Source organism: Margalitia sp. FSL K6-0131, assembly GCF_038008735.1.
In the GTDB taxonomy this organism is placed as follows: Bacteria; Bacillota; Bacilli; order Bacillales; family Bacillaceae_C; genus Margalitia; species Margalitia shackletonii.
The window spans coordinates 2356058-2368072 of the sequence record NZ_JBBOZS010000001.1 but is presented as its reverse complement, the minus strand read 5'-3'; the positions used below and the strand labels follow the sequence as shown (position 1 = coordinate 2368072).

Here is a 12015-nt window from a genome sequence, read left to right as displayed (position 1 = left end):
TGCTAATCCCACCTTAAAAGTAATTGTTCTGAGCTAAAACCAGGTCCGAGTGCCATTGCGAGACCATATTCTCCTGGTTGAATATCTTTTTCTAAAATTCTCTTTAAAATATAAAAAATCGTGACGGATGACATATTTCCATAATGTTTTAAAATATCTCTCGATTCTTTCGTTCGTTCCTCAGAAACGCCTAATGCTTCCACATAAGCATCTATTACTTTTTTACCTCCCGGATGAGCAATAAATTGTTTTATATCCTTTATATCCAGATGATATTTATCCAAAAATGCTTGAACATTTGGCTGTAACCACTTCCTGACAATCATTGGTATATCCTTAGAAAAGATTACATGCAGTCCATCATTTTTAATATCCCAGCCCATTACATCTAAAGAATCTTTTAATAACATGGACTGTGTACCTATTATAGAGGGCAAAGCAGCAACTGAATGAAGAGGTGTTTCTGCTTCTTCCCCAATCATTAAAGTACAGGCAGCTCCATCAGCAAATAATGAAGTGCCAATTAAATTACTTTTATTAAAATCATTCTTTTGGAAAGTAAGACTGCAAAGTTCAATTGCTAAAATCAAAATTTTCGCTCTTGGAAAGGCAAGGCAATACTCGTAAGCTCTTGAAAGCCCCGCTGCACCTCCGACACAACCTAACCCCCATATTGGTATTCGTTTTGCATCTAAACGAAAGGGAAGTTTGTTCATTATTCTTGCGTCTAAGCTTGGCGTAGACAATCCTGTAGTACAAATAGTAAAAATGGCATCAATTTCGTCTAACTCAATCCCCTTATTATGTAAACAATTTTCAATTGCTTTGATCCCTAATGCTTCTGCCATTTCTATGAATATGCTATTTTTTTCGGCAAATGAATGTTCCTCACCATACCAATGAATGTCTTTTACAAAATAACGTGATTCTATTTCTGCGTTTTGAAAAACCGAAAGTAACCGTTCAATATCACGAAAGGCATTGGAAAATAACTTTTTTGCAAAGAGCATTGCATCACTTTGTGGAATGTTGAAGTCGGGAATTCCAAGTCCTACGGAATATATTTTTGGCATAAGCAGGCTCTCCTTATTACTATATAAAGATATATTTTCCAATACTGAAAAAAATATGTAAGGAAGAAAACTATATAAAAAAAGAGCTCCTTGATGGAGCTAATACGTTTTGAAGGAGTTGTTGTGCACCACCATTATATACGCAAATAGACCTGGTAAAATAGACCTAAATTTCTTCCAGTAAACTAATTTTTCAAAAAATTATTCTCTTCAAAAAACAAAAATATGTTAGTATATTTTTATACAAAATTCGGGGGGTTTCGGCATGACAATGAGTAAAAATATAACGGATGTATTAAATGGAACTATTGAATCCATTAAATCTGTCTTGCCAATCCAAGTGGACATTCAACAGCCAACACTTTTTAATTCCCCTTTTAACCAACACACCGTTGGGGTTTTAATAGGGGTGACTGGCGATATAAAGGGAAGAATCATAATTGATGGGGAAGAAGATGTTTTCTCCAAAATTGGAGAAGTAATGTTTGGCATGCCATTAGTTGGAGAAATGCTCGAAAGCTTTGCCGGTGAATTAGGTAATATGATTGCCGGAAATATGTCAACACAAATATCCAATATCGGTTTATTAATTGATATTACCCCTCCTACTGTTATTGTTGGGCATTCTAAGATTTATGGCTTTTCCAAAGCGATAAGACTACCTATTAAAATGGAGCAAATCGGTGAAATTAGTATTATTTTAATGATAGAGTAATAAGAAAAGCGCAAGCGCCGCAGCTCTAGCGTACGGATTTCGTAGTCTTCGACTGAGATAAAGGAAACACAGTGAGGTAGTTCACGAACTGATGTTGACTTATCGTAGGGAGGAGACGGAGAAATCCGCTAGCCGATATCTGCTTACGCTAGACAAGATTAAACTTGTTATATTATTTAGATGTTGAAAAATTTTATACTTTCCTATCCTTTAAAAAGAAGTGAAAAAGCGCCGCCATTGGCGCTTTCATTCATTTAAAACCCCTGTATGGTCATTCCGCCATCCACAAAAATTGTTTGTCCATTAATATATTTACCAGCCTCAGATGCTAAAAATACTGCCGGTCCTACTAATTCCTCTAATTCTCCGACCCTTTTCATTGGAGTAACAGCCAAAATATCTTTTACATACTCCTCATCCTGCAATAATTTTTCTGTCAATGGTGTTTTGAAATACCAAGGACCTATTGCATTTACATTTATATTATATTTTCCCCACTCTAGCGCCAACACCTTGGTCATTTGAATTAATGCTGCTTTTGTAGCTGCATAAACTACACCTGTCCTCAATGCTACATGCCCGCCAACGGAAGTAATAGTAATAATTTTACCATCTTCCTGTTCTTTCATTTTCCTCCCTACCTCTTGTGAAAACATAAAGGCAGATTTCAAGTTTGTGTCCATAATTTGTTGCCATTCTTCATCTGTTACATCTAATGCTTTAGACCTGATATTCATTCCAGCATTATTTACTAAAATGTCAATCTTACCCGCTTCACCGATGATCTTTTCAATGACCGATTTTACTTGTTCTCTCTTCGTAACATCCGCTGTCACAATATAAGATTTTTTTCCTAACTTTTCAATTTCGGCGGCCGTCGCTTGCAAATCTGTTTCTGTGCGCGAAATCACCGCGACGTCTGCACCAGCCTCCGCCATTCCTATTGCAATAGCTCGTCCTATTCCTCTTCCGGCGCCGGTAACAATTGCCGTTTTTCCTGCAAGGCTAAAGGATGGTAAATACATTTTCCTGCACTTCCCCTCATTTTTTTCAAATGCATTTAAAAAATTATTAATTACATTCTACCATAAAATAGTGACTATTCTTAATAATAGTAACGATTTCAAAATCATTTTAATACATTAAAATAAAATATTATAAAGTGAGTGACATACAATGGAGAAATATTACTGTGATCACTGCAGAACGTTATCCGATACAACTGGAAAATGCAAAAGCTGCGGAAGGAACATCCTAAATAAAATTGAAATCCAAGTTCAATATCAAGTAAATACAGAATCATGCCCAAAAGGAGAGTGACCCTTCTTATTCCCTATCGATTCATGTGATTTAAATCATCATGCACCCCTTGGATTAATGGACTAAAGTTCCGGTAAGAGAAAAGAGACCGCATTGGTCTCTTTTTAATGAGTTTCTACAGGTAAATTATAAACCTTTGTATATTTATCTTTTAAATAATCAATTAAATATTTTGCATTCAGACCCTCTCCAGTTACATCCTGTAAAATTTCGAGAGGCTTCTTTAATTTTCCGTATTGATGGATGTTTTTGGTTAGCCATTCACGGATCGGTGTAAGATTTCCTTCCGCCAATAAATCATCAAAATTTGGAAGATCTTTTAGCATGCTATTTTTAAATTGAGCTGCGTACATATATCCAAGGGCATAAGATGGGAAATACCCAAAATCTCCACCTGACCAATGGACATCCTGAAGTACCCCTTCTCTGTCATTAGCTGGACGTATTCCTAAATACTCTTCATACTTATCATTCCAAATTTTCGGTAAATCCTTAACCTCAATTTCATCATTAAATAAACCTTTTTCAATTTCATATCGGATGATTATATGTAGTGGATAAGTTAACATATCTGCTTCTATCCGGATAAAAGAAGGTTTTGACTCATTAATGGCTCTATAAAAATCCTCTAATGAAATATTGTCATATTCTCCGCTTGCATATTCTTTCAATAAATCATAATTTTGCTTCCAGAATGAAAAATCACGGCCGACAATATTTTCATAGAAAAGAGATTGTGATTCATGAATTCCCATCGATGTTCCGCTGCACAATAGAGTTCCAATTAAGTCCTTGGATATATTCTGTTCATAAAGTGCATGGCCTCCTTCATGAATAGTACCAAATACTGCAGTTCTCCAGTCATTTTCATCATATCTTGTTGTGACCCGGACATCTCCCGGATTTAGCCCTGTAGCAAATGGATGAACCGTCTCATCTAATCTTCCTGACTCAAAATTGTATCCCATTTGTTCCAATATTTTTAAACTAAAATCTTTTTGATTTTGTTTAGGAAAGGTTTCAAACAAAAACGATGTATCAGGTTTATTTGGAGAATCTGCTATTTTTTGTACTAGAGAAACAATTGCCTCTCTCAATTCACCAAAGACTTTGTCTAAAACGTCCACTGTTATCCCAGGTTCATACATATCTAATAAGGTATTATACTTATTTTCTTCGTATCCCCAATACTCCACGAACTTCTTTTTATATTCCACAATTTTTTCTAAGTATGGTTGGAACATTGCAAAATCAGCTTTTGCTCTTGCTTCCTCCCAAACACTTTCTGCCTTGGATTGCAGCACAACATAATCCTGATATTCCTTTGCAGGAATCTTTTTATTACGGTCATAGTTTTTTTTACATTCTTCCAATGTTTTCAATGTAATCTCAGATAAGTTATGTCCAGATAGACTGGCAATATAAGCAGCCATTTCCTCGGAAGTGGACATTTTGAACAATTCAGATGAAAGCATTCCTATAACCTCTGAACGTTGTTCCACCCCATTTTTAGGCGCACCCGTACGTAAATCCCAATAAATTAATCCAAGTGCCTCACTATATGCCTGCATTTTTTTTACAAAATCTAAAAATTCCTTTTCAATCTCACTTATATGTTCGCTCATGTATGTACCTCCAATTCAAATTTCCGCCTTTATTATTTTATCATATTGTTCTGAAAAGAGAGAACAATTAGTTTCACTATTATGAAATAAAAAACAACCTTCTCTTTTAATTAGAGAAGGTTGCATCTACTGGTAAGATTTGCTGTATATAGTCCCAAATATTATCTTTATCCACTTTTCTTAACCATAATTGAATGTTTCCGGAATCGTTTGAAGTACGAATTAGACGACCTATACCTTGTCTTAATCGCAACAACATATATGGAAGATCCACTTCATTAAATGGGTTGTCACTATTTTTACGTTTCGCTTCGAATACCGGGTCATGTGGTGGGAAAGGCAATTCATTGATGATCACATTCGATAATGATGGACCTGGTATGTCAAGTCCTTCCCATAAATGATACGAGCAAAGAACCGTTTCTTCATTTTTCTGGAACTGTTCAACAAGCTTGCTTATCTCCCCGTCCCCTTCAAAAAGAAGTGGGTAACGATTATCCATTTTAGGTTGAATATACTTTTTAAACTCTTGCATTGACTCATTTGAGTTAAATAGTATTAATGTTCTTCCATTTGCTAATTTGATGGATCGAAGATATTCATCCCATTTTAATGTATTAGGATAACCCTCTTCGGAATGAACAGTAATTCGCATCTGGTGATCATAATCAAATGGTGAATCCACACTTAAAGATAAATATTGAGAAATACCAAGACTTTTACAAATATAAGAGAAGTCCCCGTCATTTGAAAGAGTTGCAGACGAGAATATAAAAGGAATTTTCTTGGAGAAAACCTCTTCCCGCAGAATTTCTTCTACTAGCCTTGGCATAATAACAAGAGTATGATTGTTATCGGACATTTCAAACCATGTTATTCCTTTTTGGTCCTCCATCAGCAATTTTAATGAAAATAATATTTGTTCAAGATATTCTTCAACGATTCGCAAATCATATTCATTTAATATATACAATTCACTTTCATAAACAAATTGCTCTGTTAATTGATTTATTTGCTGATAAAGTGCCATAGCACAATCCATTAATTCCTGGGATTTAATTATATCATACCTTTCAGATCCAGGTACTTTCACTGCTATTTTTTGAATGAGATCAAACATTCTTTCACTTTCATATAATACATTTTCCATCATATAAAGGGTTTCCTCTCGAACATCATTGCTCATAAGTCGATTCAATAAGGTTTCAAGAGTTTCTGAAGTGAATTTATATGTTAAGGCCTTTTGGCATGCATATTCTAATAAATGTCCTTCATCAAAAATAACACAACTAACTTCCGGAAGCAGTGGTCTTTGCCCTTCTCGTTTCCTCGATTCCTTCGTCCATATATGCTCCATATAGAAATCATGTGAACACACAATAATATCAGCTGCATCCCGGTAATATTCTCTATGTAGAGTCTGTCCGCATCGATGCCTAACATCACATGAGAGACAATCCTGCAGGGAATCCCATGCAATACTTCTCCATTCATCTTCTGTAATTGCCGGATAGTCTTTCCTGTCCCCATACTTTTCAAATTTTTGCATTGACCCTTGTTTTTGAACAAAACGTGGCAGAGAATCAAAAACTGAAGATATTCCTTCAGAATTATTTTTTAGAATTGCTTGATCTAATTTTTGCAAGCATAAATATTGATCCCTTGATTTTGCCAGCCTAACGTCGATTTCTAAATCGAGAGCAGCCTCAATTTTTTTAATATCACCTTCTTTTTTGACAAGCTGCTCGATTAATGACTCGTCCGCACAAGCGATAAGCGCAGGTTTTCCTATATATCTTGCATAGCATAAAGCATATAATAAATAAACAATCGTTTTACCCGTCCCTACTCCTGCTTCTGCAAATATTACTTTCTTTTCTTTAAATGCCTTTTCTAATTGGAATGCCATATATATTTGCTCGTCACGTAATTCATATCCTTTCTCAGGGAGCAAATCATAAAAGACATCACCTATCCAATCTCCTAACCTGTCATAAAACGAATCTGTTTTAGAAAGTAAAAATGGTAGTGGTTGTTTCATTATATCCTCCGACGTTACTTTTCAATTAGTAGTTTCATATTTTAAGTTTTCATATATGCTAGAGACGTAAATCAATTTGAATGGTCAAATGAAAACGCAAGTGCAAAACTTACACTCGCGTTCATATTGCCGGACAGTCTTTTTCCAATTTATACATGATAGCTTCATTTAATGTTTCTTTCGCTTCCAGTATATTTTGAATGGCTTTCTCGGATGGTTTTTCTTCAGATTGAATTACGTCATATGTTTGTTTTAGAGCCCTTGAAATAGTTTCAAAATCAAAAGTCTCTTTCGTCAAGATTTCCTCACCCCAATTTGAAATATACGTACAGTATACTCGGTAAAGGAAGAAATCATACCATCATTTTACTGTTTTGGAGGTTTTGTTCCCCAAAATTGATAGAGGTCTGTCCGAATAAATCCATTGAATAATTTCCTTTTTTTCGTTGCCTTTTTTCCGTATACCTCTTCAAATTGTTCATAAGAAGTTAATATATAAATTGACCATGTATCTAATTTTGAAAAGGTTCTACCCATTTCCTCATACATTTTTTCAACTGCTTTTCGATCTCCCAAACGTTCTCCATACGGAGGATTTCCGACAATTACACCATATTCATCATTAGAAGTAAAATCAGTTACCTGCATTTGTTTAAAAGTTATGAGATCTCCAAAGCCAGCCTCCATTGCATTCCCTTTTGCAATATTAACCATCCGGTGATCAATATCAGAACCGATAATATTTAAAGGCTGATCATAATTGGCTAGATCCTCCGCCTCAATTCTTGCTTGATCCCATACCGTTTGGTTCATCCACGGCCATGTTTCAGATATAAATTCTCGATTAAAGCCCGGAGCAATATTCTGCCCGATTAGTGCAGCTTCAATTGGAATCGTGCCGGAGCCGCAAAAAGGATCACAAAAGGGCTTATCCGGTCTCCAATTCGTTAATTGGATTAATGCAGCAGCTAAAGTCTCTTTCAAAGGTGCTTCCCCTTGATTCACACGATAGCCTCGCTTATGCAATCCGGCACCACTCGTATCAATGGTAATGGTGGCAACGTCTTTTAAAAGTGCAATTTCTACTTTAAATAATGGACCAGATTCCTCAAGCCAAGAAGATTTTTTATAATGTGCCTTCATTTTTTCCACAATTGCTTTTTTCACAATTGCTTGGCAATCTGGAACACTAAACAGCTTTGATTTTACTGACTTACCTTGGACAGGAAATTCAGCATCAACCGGTAAATAGTCTCCCCAATTTAATGCCTTTGTTTTTTCGAATAATTCATCAAAAGTGTATGCTTTGAATTCCCCTACAATTATTTTGATGCGATCTGCCGTACGCAGCCATAGATTGCATCTAGCAATAGCAGATTCATCACCCTTAAATATTACCTTTCCATTATCGACCTTTGCATCGTAGCCGAGTGCTTTTACTTCCTTAGCTACGATAGCTTCTAATCCCATCGCAGCTGTTGCTACGATTGTATAGTTTTTTGTCATATTTTCACCCTTACTTGAGTTCGTCTCATATTCCCTATGTAATTTAAGCATAAAAATAACCCTCCCATCAAGTTAGGAGAGTATATTTCATTCTTATTATACCTAAATAACGTTCTATAAGCCATGTTTTGTACCTTTGTACTGCAAACGATTGGTATCATCTTGTACTCAGGCGGTAATCATCTATCTCCAAGCAATATTTGCTTGCCTCTTTCTTCGTTCATTTCCTCAGAAAGAATGCCCCTACCATAATTTGAGTTTCTCGCTCGCGGGGTTTACCTCGTTCCACCCTTAAGATTTCTCTTAAGGCTACGTCACTGTGGCACTTTCAAGGTAGTCATACCGTATCCTAAACGGACTTAGGTATTTTCCCTGCCGTCAGACATATATCTGCCTGCCCTAGCTTATGTCTTCGCTAGGCACGAACACTACGGGCATCTCAGCACCGTGCGAGCATGGACTTTCCTCTACAACATGAAGTTGCAGCGATTACCCGAACGTTATTTACCAGCTTAACGCCGCTTATATATTATAAAAAACTTTTTCTTTATTTTCAACTTGTAAAAAATCCCAGTTGATTAATCGTTTAATTTACTGCCGAATACATGTTTTTCTAAATTGGATAATCTTTTTAAGATATCAAAATTTGTTGTTCCGGTTGCAGGAGTTGGTTGAGACGGTTGAGAAGGCTGTCTTCTATAGGAATCATCCGACGCTTGCTTTTTTAATCGCATCAATTCATGCTGCAAATCTTCAATGGTTTGATGGAATGTTTCATAATCTTTAATGATTAAATCCAAAAATTTATCTACATCCTCAGGTTTGTATCCTCTGACAGAAGTTTTGAAATCTTTTTCCAATATATCTTTTGCTGTTAATTTTATTTTATCTGATAACATATCAAACATCACCTCATATTTTACGCGAAACTTAATTTTATTTTTTCAAATATCGATTTGTTTGTCAATTTATTATGTACTAGGATTCATTCCATTGTTCTTCTTCCATTATAGATTGCAAATCATTAAAATCAATGGTTCTTATTTCATAGGATTTTCCACTTTTATACTTTTCCGCTTCCTCCAATAGGTATTTTGGCGATCCAATATTTTGTTCATCATAGACTATGAGTAGTCCATCACTTTTATGAAGAAAAATTTTGTTTTTATTCTTGAATGCCTGCGGATTTTGATATGGTTGCTTTGAAATTGATTCAACAAAGTCAGCTTGTGCTAATATCATTTCATACATTTCCTTATTATTGTCGTTCCACTTCTCTTCTTGATTAAGAAAAGGTGTTAATATTGCTAATTTTAAGTCAGGGTATTCCATTTGGAGGTCAAAGACCACTTCTGCAGCCCAAAGTTCTACACCCAATTGACCGGATATCAGAACCCATTCTAATTCATCTTCCAAAAAACGTATTATTTCTCTTTTTAATAACATTTTTATATATTTTATTGCTGGATGATTAGTAGAGAATATACCTAATTCAAAAGGTTTATAACCTGTAATGCATAAAACTTTTACCATATGTTTCTCCTTTCATCAAATTAAACGAAAGCAGACAAATCAATATATGTAACATTATGTAATCGAAAACAAGGATGAGCGAAATCATCCTTGTTTGTTTTATTTTTCATACTTTTTTGGAAATCCATAAGGTCCTGCTCCAAAGCCTGGACCGAATTCGGATCCAAATGCAGGTCCTACATTATCAACCTCATTTATATATGAATCGTTATGAGGATAATAGTTATAATGATGAATAACTTGATGATTCACATGTGTTGTATAAGATGGCAAGATATGCGGCTGTATGAAATGTTCAAGCAGAATGAGTCACACAACATTTAGTTGGCGCAACACATGGAGGTAAAACCTTCTTTGGTCCCCAATTGCGTATGGACATAGCTCCTTTCATCAAAATTAGACTAAATACAGTAACAAAATATGATAAAAGGATAATACTTGTACTAGTATAACTCCTATTTTACATTGGAGGAAGGTATTATTTTTTCTTTACAAAAATGTATAAAAGCTATCCTTTAAACTAGAGAAAAGTACTGCAGTTAAACCAACAATTACAAAGAAAATTACCAACAATGTCCGATACATATGATGAATCCCAACCTTCGCTTTTATTCATTTTAAAACTAATTAATATATAACGAAATCAAAAGAAAAAACCTTCAAAAAGGTTCAATTGATCAAAACGTAGGACACAGATTAATCATGTGGTGCCATAGGACATGGCATAATCGACTTGAGTTCCTACTTATCAGTAGGGACGATTAACCGCTACGTGAAGTTTCACTTTATTTTACAATGATTTATTTTTCGACACAATCTATTAATCACGCCAAAAATATTATTTTTTTATGACAATATTGTAGAAAATTGTCATTTTAATATATGAAAATAAAACTATAGTCGAAATATGCGCTTCCCCAGGAAATAGAATATTGGAAATAATCTGATTACCTGCCGCTTAATCTAATTAATCTTTTGTTTGCATCCTGAAGAAATTTATCTCCTTTTATAGGTAAGCTGCTTTGGTGTATGCTGATTGCTTTCTGTACATAGTCCTTGGCAATCTGATAATTTTTATACTGATGTTCCATTAGCTTAGCTAATTCTATATATGCCTGCTTTTGGATTTCACTATTTCCCGAAACGGCTACCTCCGACCATAATTTCTTCGCCAGATCAAATTCTTTTCGCCTTTTTAATTTAAATGCAAGCTCGTATTTTGCATTTGGGTTATTATCTCCTGCCATAAGCGAATAGGTTTCAAAGGCTTTATTTTCTTCTCCAATATAATCAAACCATTTTCCGATAAGGAGTTTTTCCTCATTGGTTTGCATAGGATCCTTTTGTAAAACTTGCAGGGTTAAGTGTGTATATAAAGTGATTAAAGACAAAATATCATTTTCATTATGCTTTAGAATCTCAATAACACCTTCTGGATTTTTTCGTTCAACAAAATCAAAATATATCATTGGTGCTAAATAACCAGGGATGTCATCTCCCCGTTCAAAGTGAAGGATTTCTTTTTCCACATTGACTAACTTTACGCTATCCATTTTTGTTTTCCAAAGCCTTCTGGATGCATGATATAAATCAAAATGTCCGAAAGCAGGCAATTTAGGAAGGTGATCGCGTATTAATGTATGTCTCGTTTTAACTTGCGGCCAATCAAATGCCTTTCCATTATAGGTAACTAAAGTCGTATAATTAATATTCTCTAAAAAGCTATAATATAATGGAACTTCCATTCCAGGCTCTGGTAAAAAGTGCTGCTTTAAAATTACCTCATGGTCCGTAAAACTTGCATATCCTAAAATAAATATGGTATTACCGGCTCCTCCTCCTAAACCAGTTGTCTCCGTATCAAAGAAAAATAAATCGGCGGGAAGAAATCCTTTTGCAGACAAAGGATGGCTCCCATCGTACCCGTTCCAAAGCTCCATTGCCTTCAAAAAATCTTGAAAAGAGTATCTTCCGTGATAATGATTTAGGGGATAACGAACCTCACGAATCAGACAGTATTCATCCTCTTTCACATATATGCTAGTATTGGCAGCCTCCCACATATTTAAAAAGGGAATATTGATATTGTTTGAAATTCCCTCTTTTTTGTGTGATTGGATGGGTGAATCTATTTTCCGTTCTTCCCTTACTATATGTTGTTTCATTCGATTTAACTTATTTAACAATGACATGATTCATGTG

At 35.0% G+C, this 12015-nt stretch carries 11 protein-coding genes and 1 other RNA gene; 1 reads left to right on the top strand and 11 read right to left on the bottom strand.

What is annotated here, in order from left to right; genetic code table 11:
• Positions 1-2 precede the first annotated feature (2 nt).
• On the bottom strand, positions 3-1073 hold the full coding sequence (locus NSQ59_RS11530; protein ID WP_340831272.1) for a type III polyketide synthase: 1071 nt from the start codon (positions 1071-1073) through the stop codon (positions 3-5).
• A gap of 265 nt (positions 1074-1338) precedes the next feature.
• Here NSQ59_RS11530 and NSQ59_RS11525 point away from each other — a divergent pair, with 265 nt between their 5' ends.
• Positions 1339-1788, top strand: coding sequence for a chemotaxis protein CheX (locus NSQ59_RS11525; RefSeq protein WP_055739483.1), 450 nt, complete (start codon positions 1339-1341; stop codon positions 1786-1788).
• 254 nt (positions 1789-2042) lie between these two features.
• Here NSQ59_RS11525 and NSQ59_RS11520 read toward each other — a convergent pair whose 3' ends face one another.
• The 10 genes from NSQ59_RS11520 to NSQ59_RS11475 form a co-directional block, all read right to left on the bottom strand.
• Positions 2043-2813 (bottom strand): SDR family NAD(P)-dependent oxidoreductase, encoded by a 771-nt coding sequence (locus NSQ59_RS11520; RefSeq protein ID WP_055739482.1) that lies wholly within the window; start codon positions 2811-2813, stop codon positions 2043-2045.
• A 399-nt stretch (positions 2814-3212) separates the two neighbouring features.
• Entirely contained in the window at positions 3213-4733 is a 1521-nt protein-coding gene (locus tag NSQ59_RS11515) for a carboxypeptidase M32 (RefSeq protein ID WP_055739481.1), read from the bottom strand.
• A 106-nt stretch (positions 4734-4839) separates the two neighbouring features.
• Entirely contained in the window at positions 4840-6774 is a 1935-nt protein-coding gene (locus NSQ59_RS11510) for an ATP-dependent DNA helicase (protein ID WP_340831267.1), read from the bottom strand.
• Between the two features lie 121 nt (positions 6775-6895).
• Positions 6896-7072 (bottom strand): hypothetical protein, encoded by a 177-nt coding sequence (locus tag NSQ59_RS11505; RefSeq protein ID WP_161809227.1) that lies wholly within the window; start codon positions 7070-7072, stop codon positions 6896-6898.
• A gap of 68 nt (positions 7073-7140) precedes the next feature.
• A complete protein-coding gene (locus NSQ59_RS11500; protein ID WP_055741201.1) occupies positions 7141-8280 on the bottom strand; it encodes a THUMP domain-containing class I SAM-dependent RNA methyltransferase in 1140 nt (379 codons plus the stop codon).
• Between the two features lie 112 nt (positions 8281-8392).
• Positions 8393-8781, bottom strand: an RNA gene (rnpB, locus tag NSQ59_RS11495) — RNase P RNA component class B.
• 77 nt (positions 8782-8858) lie between these two features.
• Positions 8859-9179 (bottom strand): cell division regulator GpsB, encoded by a 321-nt coding sequence (gene gpsB, locus NSQ59_RS11490; RefSeq protein WP_055739479.1) that lies wholly within the window; start codon positions 9177-9179, stop codon positions 8859-8861.
• A 79-nt stretch (positions 9180-9258) separates the two neighbouring features.
• Entirely contained in the window at positions 9259-9813 is a 555-nt protein-coding gene (locus tag NSQ59_RS11485; RefSeq protein WP_340831262.1) for a DUF1273 domain-containing protein, read from the bottom strand.
• Positions 9814-9912: 99 nt separating this feature from the next.
• Positions 9913-10065 (bottom strand): hypothetical protein, encoded by a 153-nt coding sequence (locus tag NSQ59_RS11480; RefSeq protein ID WP_340833155.1) that lies wholly within the window; start codon positions 10063-10065, stop codon positions 9913-9915.
• Between the two features lie 695 nt (positions 10066-10760).
• On the bottom strand, positions 10761-12005 hold the full coding sequence (locus NSQ59_RS11475; protein ID WP_445669205.1) for a ribonuclease H-like domain-containing protein: 1245 nt from the start codon (positions 12003-12005) through the stop codon (positions 10761-10763).
• Between the last annotated feature and the right edge of the window lie 10 nt (positions 12006-12015).